This is a genomic window from Rhizobium albus, assembly GCA_030160035.1.
GTDB classification, from domain to species: domain Bacteria; phylum Pseudomonadota; class Alphaproteobacteria; order Rhizobiales; family Rhizobiaceae; genus Georhizobium; species Georhizobium albus.
Genome location: BSNO01000003.1, coordinates 849,256 through 865,661, shown reverse-complemented (window position 1 = coordinate 865,661; position 16,406 = coordinate 849,256). Strand labels below are relative to the sequence as shown.

Genomic DNA, 16,406 nt, shown 5'->3' with positions numbered 1-16,406 from the left:
TCACCACCGGTAGCTCAGCGTGAGGCCGACTTCGCGGCCTTCGCCGTAGAAACATGCCGTTGGGCTGCTGCAGCCAGCGACATAGGTTTCGTCGAAGAGGTTCGAGACGTTAAGTGCGGCCGCGAACGCATCCTTCTCGTAACGCAAGGCGGCATCGACGAGCACGGTGTCGCCGACCTCGAGCGTGTTGGCCGTGTCGGCATAGGAGCGCCCGACATAGCGCACGCCGCCGCCGACGCTCACGCCTTCAAGCGCGCCCTGCGGAACGGTGTAATCCAGCCAAAGCGATGCGAACTGCTCCGGTGCGGCGGTGGGTACATTGCCGATCTCGACCGGATTGCCCTCTTCGATCGTGAGGTCGTACCAGGTATAGGAGCCGACGAACTTCAGATCCGGCGTGATCTGGCCGGCCGCTTCCAGTTCGAAGCCTTGCGAATTCACGGCGCCGATCTGGCGATTGAAGTTGATGCCGTCGGACGTCACGACATTCTCGCGCGTCAGGTCGAAGACGGAAAGGCCGATATATCCGCCGCCGAGGAAGGCGGGCTGGTACTTCACGCCGGCTTCGTACTGGATCCCCGTTTCCGGATCGAATGCCGCGCCCGAGACGCTGTCGGTGCCGATGACGGGCAGGAACGAGCGCGACACGCTGACATAGGGCGAGATGCCGTTGTCGAAGCCGTACATCAGGCCTGCACGACCTGAGAGCGCTTCGGAAGACTGGGAGCTGTCGGCGCCCAGATTGTTGTCGATGTCGGTGTCGACAAAATCCGACCGGCCGGACAGGACGAGATCCCAGTTTCCGTACTCGATCTGATCCTGCACGTAGAGACCGAGTTGCTGCTGGACCGTGCTCTGGTCGCTGTAGCGTGTCGTCGGTGCGGTAATGCCGGAATAGACCGGGTTGAGGAGATCGAGCGACGGGGCGAAGTCGAAACCGGCCTCGTCATCGAGATCGAAGCGGGCATAGTCCACCCCGAAAAGCAGCGTGTGCGAAAGCGCACCCGTGTCGGCCAAGAATTCCGCCTGGTTGTCGACCGAGAACAGGCCGAGTTGCGGCGTTGTGATGAAGTTGAAGCGCGCCAGATCGGCGTTCGTCGCCGTGGGCGAGCCGGCCGCGTAACCAACGCCGTAGACATTGGTGAAGTCGATGTCGAGATGGGCGTAGCGCAGGTTTTGGCGCACCGTCACCCGGTCGTTGAAGCGATGCTCGAATTCGTACCCCGCCATGGCCTGGGTCCGCTTGAACGCATCGTATCCGGGCTCCGAGGTGAAGGTTTCCGGATCGATCCGGCCAAAGGGCGCGTCGACCTCGGTACCGACATAGGGCAGGAAGTTCTGGCCATTGGTGCTGAAGGCCTGAACATTGGCGTAGAGTTCGAGGGTCGTATCCTCGCTCGGCGTCCAGGTGAGCGACGGCATGATGGCGAAGCCGTCGTCGTCGATGAATTCATATTCGGTGTCGCCGGCATTGCCCGAAGCCACAAAGCGCCAGGCCCAATCACCGGAACGCCCGGCAACGCCTTGCGCGTCGATGCCGAATATTCCGCGGCCATGCTCGTTGATGCCGGTCGTGATCTCTCCGCCGGTCTCGCCCGTCGGGCGCTTGGTGACCATGTTGATGAGGCCACCAGGGTTGGACGAACCGTAGAGCGAGGAGGACGGGCCGCGAAGCACATCGATACGCTCGAGCAGATAGGGGTTCATCTTCCAGGTGGCGAAACTGTCGCTCGACTTCAGCGCGAGGCCGTCGACGAAATAGCTGCTCACCTGGGAGGTAAAGCCGCGCAGCAGGAACCAGTCGTTGCGGGCATCGTTGCCGAACGTCTCCGAGCGGATGCCCGGCGAATAGCGCGTTGCTTCGGTGACCGTGCGGGCCGCCGTGTCGGCAATGAACTCGGCGCCCACGACGCTGACGGCCTGCGGCGTTTCGATGATCGGGCGCCCGCCCTTGGTGGCGCTGACGCTCGCCTCGGCGGCATAGCCTTCGAACGGCCCTTGCCCGTCGTCGAAGACGCCCTGCACCTCGATCGATTCCAGTTCGGTAGGCGTTTGCGCAAGCGCTGCCACCGGGAGGCAGACGCCGGCGAGAAGGGCGAATCGAAGCACTGTTTGGAAGGACGTTGCGGCCATCATGATCCCCTGGCGATGTGGCCGCCACCGCCAAGGGCATGTGAAATGACGCCCCCGATGGCCTAGCCAAGGGGCGCGATATTAAAGTTGATGATGCGAGTCAACTTCAAACTTGAACTCTCTGCTCCAGAATGGGTTCAGCCGCCGAAGACATGGCCTGCGACGAAAACCCAGAAAAGCGTCGACAAGGCTGCCAGCGGCGTCGACATGGTCATGGCCGTCGAGGCGAGGCGCTGGCCAGTGTTGAACTTGTTGGCGATCAGCCAGGAATTGACGCCTGCGGGCATCGAGGCCGAAACGACGGCGACCTGTGCGGTCAGTGGTGGCAATTCCAGGATGAGCGCCATGACGAGGACCACCGTGGGCATGACCATCAGCTTGAGGAAGGTCAGCGCTGCGGCGGGCATCAGATGTCCGGCAAGCCCGAAATTGCGCAGGCTCATGCCCATGGCGAAAAGCGCCAGGGGTGCTGCGATATCGGCGAGGCTGTTGACGAGACGGCTGCCGAGCGATGGCAGTTCGAGGCCAATCAGGCGCCCGATCAGCCCGCAGAGAATGCCGACGATCAACGGGTTTCGGATGAGTTGCAGGCCGAAGCTCCGCACGAAAGCGACGATCCCGATCGAGCCCTTCGACACCCCATCCTTGTGCTGCGCCCATTCGAACAGCAACATCGACACAGCCATCAGGATCACCAGATGGATGGAGATGATCAGGCTCAGCAACAACAGGCCCTCGGGCCCGTAGATGCCGGCGATCAGCGGGAGGCCAAGAAGGACCAGATTGGCAAAGGCGGATGTCACGCCGGCCACGACGCCTGCCCGTGCGTCTCGCCCGAAAACCTGCCGGATGGTGATGTGCCCGAGCGTCCAGGTGACGGCAATTCCTGAGAAATAGGCAATCCAAAGCCCCCAGGGCAGACCGGAGCCGAAGTCGGCTGCGAGCAGCGTTCTGAAAAGAAGCATCGGCAGAGCTACGGAGACGACGAAGGTGCTGAGCCCCTCGCCCGTCTGGGCTTTCAAGAGGCCGAGGGCGGCCGCACCATAACCGATGACGATCAGGGCAAAGATAAAAAGGATCGTCTCGACGAAGGGCGGCATGGCAAACTTTTGGAAGGTGGGGGCGGCGAAGGCGATCGTGCCAGCGATAGGGGGCAAAGCTTGCTTACGCCCGCAATTTGCGCCTGTACACCCTTGCTGCCAGGCAATCACGCGTCTGACCCCGACGAAGATTGCAGCAGCCTCGAAGGCATGGCAAACGCTAACCCAACGCAGCCGCCCGCCTGGACGCCTCTCGGCTCCAGCAATCCCAGGACCATCTCCTTTGACCGAACTTATAGGCCTGTTCTTTTCCGCCATGGTTTCGGCGAGCATTTTGCCTGGAACATCTGAGGCAGTGCTCATCTATCTGATCAGCACTGGCACGACCGCCATCTGGGTGCTCGTGGCAGTGGCGACGGTCGGCAACGTGGCGGGATCGATCATCAACTGGATTCTCGGCCTCTATGTCGAGCGCTTTGGCGACCGGAAGTGGTTCCCGGTTTCGCCCGACAAGCTCGACAAGGCGCAACGCTGGTTCAGCCGATACGGGGTCTATGCGCTCCTGTTTTCATGGGTGCCGCTGTTCGGCGACGCGCTGACGCTTTTTGCCGGCGTGATGAAAACCAAGCTGCTCACCTTCATCATTCTCGTGGCGATCGGCAAAGGTGCACGCTACATCGTCATTGCCTACACGACCTCGGCCATTGCGCGCTGAGCCACCGGACAAGGAGCGCTTCATGGGATTTTCGCGGTTCACGCCACTCGTCGCCGGTCTTCCGGCAACGATCCCCTTCGTCGGGCCGGAGACCCAGGAGCGTCAACGCGGACGGCCGTTCGATGCGCGCATCGGCGCCAATGAAAGCGCCTTCGGCCCCTCGCCCAGGGTCGTCGAGGCCATGGCTGAAGCGGGCAAGGAAGCCTGGAAATACTGCGACGCGGAGAACTACCAGCTGAAGAGCGCGCTGTCGGCGCATCTCGGCGTTGCCTATGACGCAGTTGCAGTCGGCGAAGGGATCGATGGCCTGCTCGGCCTGATCGTGCGGATGATCGTCGAGCCCGGCACGCCGGTGGTGACGTCGCTCGGCGCTTATCCAACCTTCAACTACCATGTTGCCGGGTTTGGCGGACGGCTCGTCACCGTGTCCTATCGGGACGATCATGAGGACTGGCAGGCACTCGCCGAAACCTGCCGCAGGGAAGACGCACCACTCGTCTATTTCGCCAATCCGGACAATCCGATGGGCAGCTTCGTCGACGCCGGCCAGGTGGCCGCGTTCGTCGATGCCGTTCCGGAGACGACCATGGTGGTGCTGGATGAAGCCTATGGCGAAACCGCGCCTGATGGCACGCTGCCTGCGGCACATGCCTTTCTCGACCGGCCGAACGTGATCCGCACGCGCACCTTTTCGAAAGCCTATGGGCTGGCAGGAATGCGGGTCGGCTACGCAATCGGAGCGCCGGATACGATCCGCACCTTCGACAAGATCCGCAACCATTTCGGCGTCAACCGCCAGGGGCAGATCGCGGCGCAGGCAGCACTTGCCGACCAGACTTATCTTAAGAGCGTCGTCGATGCCGTGGCCGAAGCGCGTGAACGGATCGCGGAGATCGCACGCGACAATGGTTTGACGCCACTGCCCTCGGCGACCAACTTCGTCACCATCGACTGCGGCCAGGACGGTGTGTTCGCGAAGAGCGTGCTGACCGCACTCGTCGAAAGCGGTGTTTTCGTGCGCATGCCCGGCGTCGCACCGCTGAACCGGTGCATCCGTGTGAGCGCGGCGCCAAAGGCCGAGCTCGATGTCTTTGCAGAACGGCTGCCAGCGGCCTTGAAAGCCGCCCGCGGCTGAGGGAAATCTCCGGCCGCGCCCTTCTTGTGGAGCGTCTTGCCGGTCCCTCAGCGATCGATCAGTGCATCGTCATCCATTCGCGGGCAGCGCGCAGCGCCGCGGCGAGCTCGCTCTTCGACATCGTCGCGGCAACGTCGGCGCGCAGTTCGGCGGCGCGGTCGGAGCCCTTGATGGCGGCGATGTTCAGCCATTTGTGGGCTGCGACCAGATCCTGTCCGCATTCGCGGCCGGTCGCATACATCAGGCCCATTTCGCAGAAGACGTCTGCGTTGGTCTTGCCGCCCTGGGCGGAAACTTCGTGATCCAGAATGTCAAAGCGAGCCATATCTCATATCCCCGTTCGAATTCGTTTTCTTCGTTGTCCCTGTCGCACTCTTCGAGAGCGTCTTTTGCTTTTCTTTTTCTTGCCCGGTGCCGGTTTTCTGGTCTTTCCGGGGTGTCAGCGCCGTCTTGCCGCGGCGTCTCCCTGATGTGACCTACTATGCCCGGAAGGCTTGAAACCGCCGTTAAAAGGCGTGCTTAACTGGAGACAAACAAAGTTCAAATGCTTGGTAAATTTGGGTTTTCGTTAAACATCGCACCCGCTGCGACGCGGCGCTTTTGAGACAAATTTTAGAGGATGTTTACCGAGCGATTTTTACCGGCTGCTAACCACGAAAAACGGCGGTGATTTTTATCGGGACGGATACTCAAGCTGCCGGACCGGAATTTCCACGGCGAGATGCGCACGCAAAGCGCCAATTCTGTTTACGCTTACGTGCGCGTCATCTATAAGAGGGCACGGTCGCCCGGGAGGCTTCGGCGATCGCTCTTGAGGAGGAGACAATCGATGATGATGCGCGCAGTCATTCTGGCAGGCGTGATGAGTTTTGGCCTTGCGGCTCAGGCGAATGCCGCCGAGCCGATCGAGGGCACGTGGCTGCGTCCGTCCACGGGCACGCTCGTGACCTTCGCGCCGTGCAGCGACGGCTTCTGCGGAACCGTTCAGAACGGCGAGTTCCAGGGCCAGCAGATCGGTGCGATGGCCGGTTCGGGCACCAACTATTCCGGCTCGATCACCGATCTGGCCGAAGACAAGACCTACAGGGGCAAAGCGGCTGTGGACGGCAACAACATGCGCCTCGAAGGCTGTGTGCTCGCGGTTCTGTGCCGCGGCGAGACCTGGCAGCGCCAGTAGATCGTTTCACGTTCTGACATTAGCCGCCGTGGCATCCGCTCCGGCGGCTTTTTTGCGTGCGCAGGAAAGCTGACTGAAGCCGGCATGGGTGACCCTAAAGGCTGAGCGCTCATCTCTCTGGTCGGAATTTGAGAGGCGGTATAGAGCGAATGGATCGCCTCGCGATTCGCGCTGTCAACCTTCCTCCCGGGGATCCTCGATGACTTACGCCGCCATCATGCCGATCGTGCTTCTCGCGCTGTCGAACGTCTTCATGACGTTCGCCTGGTACGGACATCTGAAGTTCGAGAACAAGGCCCTCTGGATCGTGATCCTGGCCAGTTGGGGGATCGCCTTCTTCGAATATTGCCTCGCCGTGCCCGCAAACCGCATCGGACATCAGGTATATTCGGCAGCCGAGCTGAAGACGATGCAGGAAGTGATCACACTGGTGATCTTTGCCTTCTTCTCGGTCTATTTCCTCGGCGAGAAGCTGACGATCAACCACCTCGTCGGTTTCGCAATGATCGCCGGCGGCGCCTTCTTCGTGTTCAAGGCGCCGCTCGGCTAGATCACTCAGCGCGCGCGCTGGCCGAAGAGCACCTTCTTCGCCTCATCGTCATTGGCGATGTTGCGGCGGTGCTCCTCTCCCACCTTGAGGCCACGCACGACCGCGGGACGGGCCAGCAGCGTCTCGAACCAGCGCTTCAGATGGGGGAAGTCGTTCAGATCCTGGCCCTGATTGGCGTGGGGCTTGACCCACCCGACGCACGCCATGTCGGCGATGGAATACGCGCCAGCGAGAAACTCACGGTCGGCCAACCGCCTGTTCATGACGCCGTAGAGGCGGTTCACTTCGTTGGTATAGCGATCGATGGCGTAGGGCACCTTCTCCGGCGCGTACTGGCGGAAATGATGGGCCTGGCCGGCCATCGGCCCCAGACCGCCCATCTGCCAGAACAGCCATTGATCGACCTCGACACGTTCCCGCTCGTCGCTTGGGTAGAACTGCCCGGTCTTGCGGCCCAGATACTGAAGGATGGCGCCCGATTCGAAGACGGAAATGGGCTGCCCACCGGGACCGTCCGGGTCCACGATCGCGGGCATACGGTTGTTCGGCGCGATCTTCAGGAACTCCGGCTCGAACTGCTCGCCCTTGCCGATATTGACGTATTTGACGTCGTAGGGAAGACCCATCTCCTCAAGGAAAATCGTGACTTTCCAGCCATTTGGTGTCGGCCAGTAATGCAGTTCGATAGGCCTGTCGTTCATCTTTCGAGCCTCCTGTTGCGTTGGCATCAAGGTAGGTTTGGTATTCGGCCATGCAAGCGGCCGAAGCGGATTGTCTGAACGCTGGATGAACGCGAGCCTCAGACCGCGTTCAGAAGCTCTTTCTTATAAAGGCGACACGAACAGCGGATGGGCCGCTGGGTTGAGAGGAGTGACAGTCATGATCGCCAGGTCCAAGCGAGGCATCGCGACTGCTCTGCGCATCTGCCTCCTCACAGCCACCTTCGTCGGGCCGATGGGCGCCCTTGCAATGGCCAATGCCGGCGCCGAGAACAGCATCAGCGGTGCTGGCCTCGTGCTCTATGTCAGTTTGCAGCGGGCCGGCTGACACGCAAGATCGTCATCAAACGGCAGGCTGCGGTTCCGACAGAAGCCCGACAGATGCGTGATCTTCCTCCGCACCCTCGACCGCCGCTTTCGCCTCAGCTTCCTTCGACACTTCCGCTAGCGGTTGGAGAGCTGCCACGACTTCCACGATTGTCGTGAAGACCGCGTCGGGACGGATCGCGTCTTCGATCTTCGCCAACTCGTCCCGGCCACCTGTCGCACCCCAAAATGCGATGATGATCGTCAGCTTGGGACTCTGGCGCCGCAGGCGGCGCACCAGATAACGGGCGTGGGCAATCGATTCGCTGTTCAAATAGCCCACGACTATCGTGCCGATGTCGTCGAAATCGAAACTTCGAAGCTGGGTCGGCTGAAGCATCTCGTGCGGCACGTCCAGTGCGTGGATCGAAGCATGCTCCAGCGCATCGCGCAGCATGAAGGCTGCCGCATCATCGAGATTGCCGCGGGCACCCGCACAGACGATGCGCCCTGGTTTCAGCTTCAAATCCGCACCGGCGGCGTGTTTCAGGTCTCTTTCGTTCGCGTCCTCGGCAGCCTCGACATCCTCATGCTCCGACAGGTTTTCAACAAGTTCCACCGCGCTCGTTGCGACCATTTCGCGATGGGCATCGTCCAGAACGCCGCGCGACCGGTCATGCTCGACCAGCACGAGCGCTGGAATGGCCACGTCGTCGTAGAATGAGCGGATCGGACGTTCACGCAGAAAAATCTCGGCCTGTTCCGTCGCTTCGTCCGGATCGCCGGCCAGCAAGCGCTGATAAAGCCGCTCGTGCGGGGCGAGGACCGGTTCGTTGCCGAGGAGAATGTCGAGAAATTCGAATTGCTGAACGTGGCGCCCAAGCACGACGAAGCAGACCGTCAAGGGCGTGGAGAGAAGGAGGCCTATGGGCCCCCAGAGCCACGTCCAGAAAATCGCCGCGAGAATGATCGCGACCGGTGAGAGGCCTGTCCGCGACCCGTAAAGCCACGGCTCAATCAGGTTATTGGAAATCAGTTCCAGCGTGATGAGCAATGCCGCGGTATAGAACAGCATCGTCCAGCCCGGATCGACCGCGATCGCCAGCGCCAGCGGGAAGAAGGCGGCGATGATCGGACCGACATAGGGCACGAAGCGTAGTACAAGGGCGAGCAGTCCCCACAATAGCGCGTTCGGCACGCCGATGAACCAGAGGCCCGCAGCAACCGGGATGGCGTATGTGACGTTCACGACCAGCTGCATCAACAGATATTGGCCAACGCGACGCCCCGCATCCTGCAGGGCATTGGTGGTCTTGTGAATGTCTGTCGACCCGGCGAGCCGGATGAACCTGTCCCGCAAATCTTCCCGCCGCAGAAGCATAAAAATCACGAAGACGATGACGATACCGCCGGTCGCCAGCGGCTCGATCAGCGGCACGACGAATGTCTGCAGCATCTCGAAAGGGGTAAGAGGCGCTTCTTCGATCCGCACTGGAATCGGCGCCGGTTCGCCCGACGCCTCTGCGTCTGCCGCGTCTTCCTCCTCGGCCTGTCTGATTTCCCGCTCGATCGCCTCCAGCATCGCTGCAGCGCGGTCGAAGGAGCCGCTGGCCAACTGCGTCTCGCGCAGATCACGGATCTTGTTCTGGATATTGAATTGGTAGGACGGGAGGTTCGACGAGAGTACGCTCACCTGATTGGCGACGACAACACCGAAACAGAAGATTGCGAACATCGCCATGATGACGACCGTGACCACCGAAATGGATCTCGGGATTCGCCAGCGCCGCAGCAGCGATACAATCGGCGAAAGAAGAAAGGTCAGAAGGACAGCCAAGGCGATCGGCACGAACACGTCCCGACCGAAATAAAGCGCCGTGACAACGGCGATCGCGGCGATGAGCGACTGCGGGCCGAAGGGGGCGGCCTGACGAACGGCCGTTCCTGATGGTGTGACTTTAGGAGTTAAAGCGCTGCCGGCTATGGCTGCGCTTCGCTTGCTGTCCTGCTGCGGCATGAATTCCACCACGCTCGCACCCAATTCGATGCCTCACCGCGAGCGACGGTCAGACAGGACCAGAACGGGGCCTGCCTCAATTGGTTCCTTAGGGCGATCTCATGAAAAGAAAAGGCGGCCATCAGGCCGCCCTTTCCTCCCCGATCCCCGCTTTTGAAGCGGGGCTCTCGAGCATTGCGATCAGAACTCTTCCCAGTCCGACGCTTTCAGCGCCGCATTGCCTTCGCTGCGCGGAGAGAATGCACCGGCAAGCTTGCGGCCGAGCGCGCGGGCCGGCGATTCCGGCCGTTTCGACGCACCGTGCTCGGCCGCTGCAACAACGGGCCGCTGCCTTGGTGTCGACGAGCGGCTTTCATGGCCATCCATGCCGCCGATCTTGAACTGCGCGAGCAGTTCGTTGAGCGCCGTCGCCTCCCGGGCCAGACTATGGCTTGCCGCCGTGGACTGTTCCACCATGGCGGCGTTCTGCTGGGTGTTCTGGTCGATCTGGTTCACGGCGGTGTTGATTTCGCTGAGACCGAGCGACTGCTCGCGCGAGGCTTCCACGACCGCAACGACGTGGCGGTTGATCTCCTGCACCTCGACCACGATGGCTTCCAGCGCCTTGCCGGTTTCGCTGACGAGAGATGCCCCTTCCTTGACCTGTGCACCGGAGCTGGTGATCAGCGTCTTGATCTCCTTGGCTGCCTGAGCGGAGCGCTGAGCCAACTCCCGGACTTCCTGGGCGACGACCGCAAAGCCCCTGCCCGCGTCACCTGCCCGTGCGGCTTCGACACCCGCGTTGAGTGCCAGAAGGTTGGTCTGGAACGCGATGTCGTCGATAACGCCGATGATGCTTCCGATCTTGTCGGAGGAAGCTTCGATCGCGCCCATGGCGCCTACGGCCCTGGCGACGATCTCACCGGAACGCTCAGCACCTTCGCGGGTCTTGGCGACGAGATGGCCAGCCTCTTCCGCGCGGCGGGTCGCGTCCTTCACCGTCGTCGTCAGCTGCTCGAGTGCCGCTGCGGTTTCCTCGACGGAGGCCGCCTGCTGTTCGGTGCGCTTGGAGAGATCGTCGGCAGCGGCGCGAATTTCTTCCGACCCTGCATAGATGCCGCTTGCATTGCCGCCGACAGCCCGCAGCGCTTCCTCAAGCTTAGCCACGGCCTCGTTGAAATCGATACGCAGACGATCGAGCTTGCCTGAGAATTCGGTGTCGATGCGATAGGCAACATCACCATCCGCCAAGCGGCCGAGCGCCTCGCCGATGGCTGTGATCGCCATTTCGATCTGCGCTGCTTCCCGCGCCTTTTCGGCTTCGCGGGCGATCCGCTCCTTCTCGGTCAGCGAGCGACCGTCCTCTGCTTCCTGCTCCAGACGGATCTTGTCGCGACCGGCATCACGGAAGATCGCCACCGATGCCGCCATGTCACCGATCTCGTCCTTGCGGTCGGAGAAGGGAATTTCGCTCTGCAGATCGCCCGCAGCGAGCGCGTTCATCGACGCGGTGATGCGGGTGATGGGCTTGGAGATCCGGTTGAGTGCAAGCATGCCTGCGCCGATCGCCAGCAGGATAGACAGGAGGACCGCACCGATTGTGACGAGGCGCGCCTGCTCGTAGGCTGCTTCAGCTTCTGCCACGGCGCGATCATTCATCTGATTGTTGAAATCGAGCATGGCGACGATGCGGCTGTCGATTTCGTTATAGGCAACACGCAAAGAGCCCATGAACATGCTTTGGGCGGCGCCTTTCCGGTTCAGGCGCGAACGCTCCAGCATCTCGTTTGCAGAGACCATGTAGGCATCCCAAGCCTGTGTGAACTCGGCATGAAGACCGCGGGACGTATCCGTCGTCAGATAGGTCAAGTACAGAGCGTTCAACTCATTCAGCCGCTCCATGCGGCGCACGATCCGGTCTTCGACCTCAGCCGTCTCTTCCGGTGTGATAGCCATGGTGTGGTTTGCGTGCGCCAATCGAATGTCGGCCGTTGCAGCATCGATCTGGTTGATCAGCTGACCGATCTGGACACGACGCTCACTGAATTCCTGTACCTGCTCCCGCAGTGTCGCCACCGCCGAATAGCCGAGTGCGCCCTGAGCCAGCGCGATGAGCGCCATCAGCGCGAAAAGGGCCGGCAGCAGCTGCTTTATCTTTATCTTCGACATTCGTTGTTCCCATGGACATAGCGTCGGTCCCGCGCGAAAGCGGGCCGTTAAACGGCTGTTTGACGATCGTTGATGAGAGGGACGCGCCGAGAGATCATCTCGTCGCAACGCCATGCCGCCGATGGGGGCATCCGGGAGAACTGCATCATGCAATCTGGTGGCGAAGTACCAGTCTCCAAGCCATATCATTGGTGGCAGTCGTCTATGAAGAAGGCATTAATTGCGCATCATCAATTCCAGTAGGTATACCTTGCGTGGAAAATTGGCGTTGGCGATTTCCCTGTCACGAAGCGATGCCTATAGTAGAGCATGGACAAGAAGACTTTCGACCACACCGACGCCCGCATATTGTCACCTGACGCTTACGAACCGCGATCATTCTCTGATCCGGATGAAGCGCTGGGAGCCATTTCGGAGCTTTATACCCGCAACACCGCGTTCCTGACCGACGCGTTTAGAGGCCTGAGTGAAGGCGTTCCGCCCGCCACGCGGTATCGCGCCTACTACCCGCAGGTCAGCCTCTACACGACCTCCTACGGCCATGTTGATTCGCGCCTCTCCTATGGGCATGTGACCCAGCCCGGGCATTACACGACCTCGATCACGCGACCGGAACTGTTCGCACCCTATCTGAAGGACCAGATCGGGCTCCTCTTGAAGAATCACGGCGTACCAATCGTCGTGTCGGAATCGGATACGCCGATCCCGCTGCATTTCGCATTCGGCGAAGGCGCCTATGTGGAAGCGTCCTTTGCGGAAAACTTCACTGTACCGCTCCGGGATCTGTTCGATACCCCTGACCTGACGAATACGGACGACGAAATCGCCAATGGCTCCTACGAGCCTGGTCCCGGCGAGCCCTCGCCGCTCGCGCCCTTCACCGCGCAGCGCATAGACTACTCGCTGGCGCGGCTATCACACTACACAGCAACCAATGCCGACCATTTCCAGAATTTCGTCCTGTTCACGAACTACCAGTTTTACGTGGACGAATTCTGCGCCTTCGCCCGCCGCCTGATGGCGGAAGGTGGCGGTGGCTATGAAGCCTTCGTCGAACCGGGCAATCTGATGACGCCCGCAGGCTCGGACGAGCCGACGGAAGGCGTGGCTGGCGTGCGGCTGCCACAGATGCCGGCCTATCACCTGAAGAAGAAGTCCCATGGCGGGATCACCATGGTGAATATCGGCGTCGGGCCTTCCAACGCGAAGACCATTACCGATCACATCGCGGTGCTCAGGCCGCATGCTTGGCTGATGCTCGGCCACTGCGCCGGCCTGCGCAACAGCCAGACGCTGGGCGACTACGTGTTGGCGCACGCCTATGTGCGCGAAGACCACGTGCTCGACGACGATCTGCCCGTGTGGGTGCCCATTCCGGCGCTCGCCGAAATCCAGGTCGCGCTGCAGGAATCGGTTGCCGAAGTCACAGGGCTCGAAGGCTATGATCTGAAGCGCATCATGCGCACGGGCACGGTTGCCACGATCGACAACCGCAACTGGGAACTGCGCGACCAGCGCGGACCGGTCAAGCGGCTCTCCCAGTCACGCGCGATCGCGCTCGACATGGAATCGGCGACGATCGCCGCAAACGGCTTCCGCTTCCGAGTGCCCTACGGGACGCTGCTTTGTGTCTCTGACAAGCCGCTTCATGGCGAGCTGAAGCTTCCCGGTATGGCAACGGCGTTCTACCGGACGCAGGTGAGCCAGCATCTCGAAATCGGCATCCGCGCGATGGAAAAGCTAGCCGCCATGCCGCCGGAGCGGCTGCATTCGCGCAAGCTCAGGAGCTTCTACGAGACTGCTTTCCAGTAGATGCGCCCTTGGCGTCCAGAGCTGTCTGGCTGGGCGCTAGGATCTTCAACTCGCCCGGGTGGAGCTTGATCGTGACGTCTCGCTCCAGCTCCACCAATTCGCCGTCGATGACGGAACGCGCCTTGGAATAGAGCTTGGGGAAATAGAGGTGCACCTTCATGGCACCGATCTCGTCGATATTCTCGTTCTCGCGGAAGCGACGGCGCAGAATGTCGGCCGCAAGACGCGTCATGCCGGCCGTCGATAGCGGCTTGGCGATATAGACACCCAACTGGCCGCCTGTCAGCGTGTCCGCATAGAGCAGGGAATCGTTGCCATAGTGGTTGTTGGAGACGGCGATCGCGGACACCTTGCGGGTCTCGGACTTGCCATCAATATCGATGGACACTTTGAAGACCGGCGGATCGAGGATTACGCCCATGGCAGCACGGCTCGTCGCGATGATCTTCTGGAAGCGGGACTTGAACGAGTAGCTGTTGCGCAGCCGGACCATGCGGGCCTGCATGCCGATCGAAAACTGGTGCACGAAGGCGCGGCCGTTGGCGCTTGCAATATCGGCATCCATGATCTCGCCGGCCGCCAGGGCCTCGAGCGCCTCTTCGAGGTCGAGCGGCACCTTTAAGGTTCGCGCAACAAGGTTCATGGTGCCTGCCGGCACCACGCCGAGTGGCATGCCGGCTTTCCAGGCGATGCCGGCCGCCGTGGAAATCGTGCCATCACCACCGCCGGCCAAGAGAACATCGACGTCACCCTTGGCCGCGACTGCCTCGAGCTTCCGTTTGATCTGCTTGCCGGTCACGTTTTCGCAGGTGAGCGTATGGCCATGCGCTTCGAAGATGCGTGTGGCGGTATGGCAGAACGCTTCCATATCCATCGTGCGGAACGTTCCGCCGTCGCGGTTGAAGACTGCATGCACATTCATGGTCGAGGATCCAATCAGCGGTCGGGACGCGCCTGCCTCATCCATCTGAAAAACAAAGATGGGAGCCAGCTTTGGCCCGAGGGCGCGACACCATATTGGTGCCGCCGCCTAAACGGTCAAGCGAACGAAAAGTTACAGCCTGTTGCTCGAATTCTGATTGAGAGTCAGCGGGCTGCGACCCACGCTGCAGCGCCGACCATGGCCGTGGCGGAAAAGCGGTTGACGATCCGCATCGAGCGGGCGCTCGTCAGAAGCCGCCGCGCCCGGGCCGCGAGCACGATATAGAACCCGAAGACGATGGCGAGAACGGCAAGCGTGATCGCTGACAGCTCCACATAGCCGAGCATCGTGACCGCTTCCAGGTCGATGAGATTGGGCAGGAGCGCCATGTAGAAAACCATGGTCTTCGGATTGCCGAGCGTCACCGCGAGCCCCGCCGAAAACAGCACCAGCGGATGCTCACCGCCCTCCGCGGCGCGCACATTCGTAGGCTTTGGCGCGGACGTCCACATCTTGTAGGCCAGATAGACGAGATAGAGCACGCCCGCCCATTTCACCGCCTGGAAGACGAGCGCAAAGTTTTGGGCCAGCAGCGCGAGGCCGCCGATCGCAGCGGAAAGCCACAGCACGTCGCCGAAGGCGACCCCGGCCGTAAAGATCACAGCACCGCCCGCGCCGGCGCCCAGCACCCGCGCGACGATGGCGGCGATGCCGGGTCCCGGCGAAGCGGCAGCCACGAAAAGCGCACCGGCAAAAACGGACAGGGCAGCGAGGTCCATGAAAGGCAATCCACGATGAGATTAGAGGCGTGGACAATACGCCTGAAGCCGCGCCCAGGAAAGCGCATCGACCGCCTCAGTGCAAGATGAAGTCCTGGACGACGGGATGATGGTCCGAGGGCAATTGGCCATCATAATTGCGCCGGAACACGACACCGCGGCCAACGGGTTCGAAGCGCTCGGAATAAAGAAGATGATCGATCGCCGGAAAAGCGCCGATGCCGGTTCCGAAGTGGAACGTCGGGCCGGTAATCTGTGAGAACGCCAGGCCCGCCCGGCGCAGGATTGCGCCTGTGGGCGAATGGCGCAGCGCGTTGAGGTCCCCGATGACGAGCACCGGCTCGCCGCGGGCGATCGCCGGGGCTATATCTGTGGCGATCCGGGAAGCGGCTTCCTGTCGCCGGGTGCCGCTTTGATGGTCGAAGTGGAAGTTATGGACGTGGATCGGTGGACCACCCTCCAGCGGCTGAAGGAGCGCCCAGCTTGCATAGCGGTTCTGTCGCCCATCGGCGCGGCGGGGAAAAACGGGATCGCCCTGGCCGGGATAGAAATAGAACCCCTCGTCGAGCAGCCTGAACCGGTCTTTGCGGTAAAGGATCGGCTGGGTCGACGGCACGGATTCAGGCGGTCGGATTGCCGCGAACCCATAGGACGGCAAGCGCTCCATCAGGAAATCGAGCTGAAGATTGCCCTCATTCAGCGGCCTTCCGTCGAATGTCTCGACTTCCTGCAGTGCGAAGATGTCCGCGTCGATCTCGGCGATGGCGGACACCATTGCCTCTCGCCGATCGAGCCACGCTTCAAAACGCGGACCCGACGGGCGGATATAAAGGGCATTGAGGCTGGCGACGCGTAGGCGGGTGCCGTCCAGCTGGTCGTTAGATGGCAACGACGTGCAGCCGACGATGATCGCCATTGCAGCGAGAAGCGCCGACAGGCGGACCAGCATCCGC

Annotated in this window: 15 protein-coding genes; 6 read left to right on the top strand and 9 right to left on the bottom strand. The window is 61.5% G+C overall.

Going from position 1 to position 16,406, the window contains the following annotated elements; all coding sequences use genetic code 11:
- Both QQL76_RS11865 and QQL76_RS11860 read right to left on the bottom strand, forming a co-directional pair.
- Window positions 1-2,133 carry a TonB-dependent siderophore receptor gene (locus QQL76_RS11865; RefSeq protein ID WP_499207808.1) on the bottom strand — a complete coding sequence of 711 codons (2,133 nt, stop codon included), beginning with the start codon at window positions 2,131-2,133 and terminating at the stop codon, window positions 1-3.
- Between the two features lie 137 nt (window positions 2,134-2,270).
- On the bottom strand, window positions 2,271-3,233 hold the full coding sequence (locus tag QQL76_RS11860; RefSeq protein ID WP_499207807.1) for an AEC family transporter: 963 nt from the start codon (window positions 3,231-3,233) through the stop codon (window positions 2,271-2,273).
- Between the two features lie 223 nt (window positions 3,234-3,456).
- Here QQL76_RS11860 and QQL76_RS11855 point away from each other — a divergent pair, with 223 nt between their 5' ends.
- Both QQL76_RS11855 and QQL76_RS11850 read left to right on the top strand, forming a co-directional pair.
- Window positions 3,457-3,888: a YqaA family protein gene (locus QQL76_RS11855; RefSeq protein WP_404862374.1), complete on the top strand. Its 432-nt coding sequence runs from the start codon at window positions 3,457-3,459 to the stop codon at window positions 3,886-3,888.
- 22 nt (window positions 3,889-3,910) lie between these two features.
- Window positions 3,911-5,023, top strand: a complete 1,113-nt coding sequence (locus tag QQL76_RS11850; protein ID WP_499207806.1) for a pyridoxal phosphate-dependent aminotransferase — start codon at window positions 3,911-3,913, stop codon at window positions 5,021-5,023.
- Between the two features lie 58 nt (window positions 5,024-5,081).
- Here the strand turns inward: QQL76_RS11850 and QQL76_RS11845 are convergent, their stop codons facing one another.
- Window positions 5,082-5,348, bottom strand: coding sequence for a sel1 repeat family protein (locus tag QQL76_RS11845; RefSeq protein WP_126010969.1), 267 nt, complete (start codon window positions 5,346-5,348; stop codon window positions 5,082-5,084).
- Window positions 5,349-5,852: 504 nt separating this feature from the next.
- On the opposite strand from QQL76_RS11845, the gene QQL76_RS11840 reads away from it, so the two are divergent.
- Both QQL76_RS11840 and QQL76_RS11835 read left to right on the top strand, forming a co-directional pair.
- Window positions 5,853-6,200, top strand: a complete 348-nt coding sequence (locus QQL76_RS11840) for a DUF2147 domain-containing protein (RefSeq protein WP_245451326.1) — start codon at window positions 5,853-5,855, stop codon at window positions 6,198-6,200.
- Window positions 6,201-6,399: 199 nt separating this feature from the next.
- Complete coding sequence (locus QQL76_RS11835; RefSeq protein WP_126010970.1) at window positions 6,400-6,750, top strand: DMT family protein; 351 nt, start codon at window positions 6,400-6,402, stop codon at window positions 6,748-6,750.
- Between the two features lie 5 nt (window positions 6,751-6,755).
- On the opposite strand, the gene QQL76_RS11830 is transcribed toward QQL76_RS11835, so the two are convergent.
- Window positions 6,756-7,451 (bottom strand): glutathione S-transferase family protein, encoded by a 696-nt coding sequence (locus tag QQL76_RS11830; RefSeq protein WP_499207805.1) that lies wholly within the window; start codon window positions 7,449-7,451, stop codon window positions 6,756-6,758.
- Window positions 7,452-7,629: 178 nt separating this feature from the next.
- On the opposite strand from QQL76_RS11830, the gene QQL76_RS11825 reads away from it, so the two are divergent.
- Window positions 7,630-7,797, top strand: a complete 168-nt coding sequence (locus tag QQL76_RS11825; protein ID WP_499207804.1) for a hypothetical protein — start codon at window positions 7,630-7,632, stop codon at window positions 7,795-7,797.
- A 15-nt stretch (window positions 7,798-7,812) separates the two neighbouring features.
- On the opposite strand, the gene QQL76_RS11820 is transcribed toward QQL76_RS11825, so the two are convergent.
- Together QQL76_RS11820 and QQL76_RS11815 are read right to left on the bottom strand one after the other, a co-directional pair.
- Window positions 7,813-9,816 (bottom strand): AI-2E family transporter, encoded by a 2,004-nt coding sequence (locus tag QQL76_RS11820; protein WP_499207803.1) that lies wholly within the window; start codon window positions 9,814-9,816, stop codon window positions 7,813-7,815.
- A 156-nt stretch (window positions 9,817-9,972) separates the two neighbouring features.
- Entirely contained in the window at window positions 9,973-11,940 is a 1,968-nt protein-coding gene (locus tag QQL76_RS11815) for a HAMP domain-containing methyl-accepting chemotaxis protein (RefSeq protein ID WP_499207802.1), read from the bottom strand.
- A gap of 309 nt (window positions 11,941-12,249) precedes the next feature.
- Here QQL76_RS11815 and QQL76_RS11810 point away from each other — a divergent pair, with 309 nt between their 5' ends.
- Complete coding sequence (locus tag QQL76_RS11810) at window positions 12,250-13,752, top strand: AMP nucleosidase (RefSeq protein ID WP_499207801.1); 1,503 nt, start codon at window positions 12,250-12,252, stop codon at window positions 13,750-13,752.
- Here QQL76_RS11810 and QQL76_RS11805 read toward each other — a convergent pair.
- The 3 genes from QQL76_RS11805 to QQL76_RS11795 form a co-directional block, all read right to left on the bottom strand.
- On the bottom strand, window positions 13,721-14,674 hold the full coding sequence (locus tag QQL76_RS11805; RefSeq protein ID WP_499207800.1) for a diacylglycerol/lipid kinase family protein: 954 nt from the start codon (window positions 14,672-14,674) through the stop codon (window positions 13,721-13,723). The genes QQL76_RS11810 and QQL76_RS11805 overlap by 32 nt on opposite strands.
- 164 nt (window positions 14,675-14,838) lie before the next feature.
- Complete coding sequence (locus tag QQL76_RS11800) at window positions 14,839-15,453, bottom strand: LysE family translocator (RefSeq protein WP_499207799.1); 615 nt, start codon at window positions 15,451-15,453, stop codon at window positions 14,839-14,841.
- Between the two features lie 76 nt (window positions 15,454-15,529).
- Window positions 15,530-16,402, bottom strand: a complete 873-nt coding sequence (locus QQL76_RS11795; RefSeq protein ID WP_499207798.1) for an exonuclease/endonuclease/phosphatase family protein — start codon at window positions 16,400-16,402, stop codon at window positions 15,530-15,532.
- Window positions 16,403-16,406 lie beyond the last annotated feature (4 nt).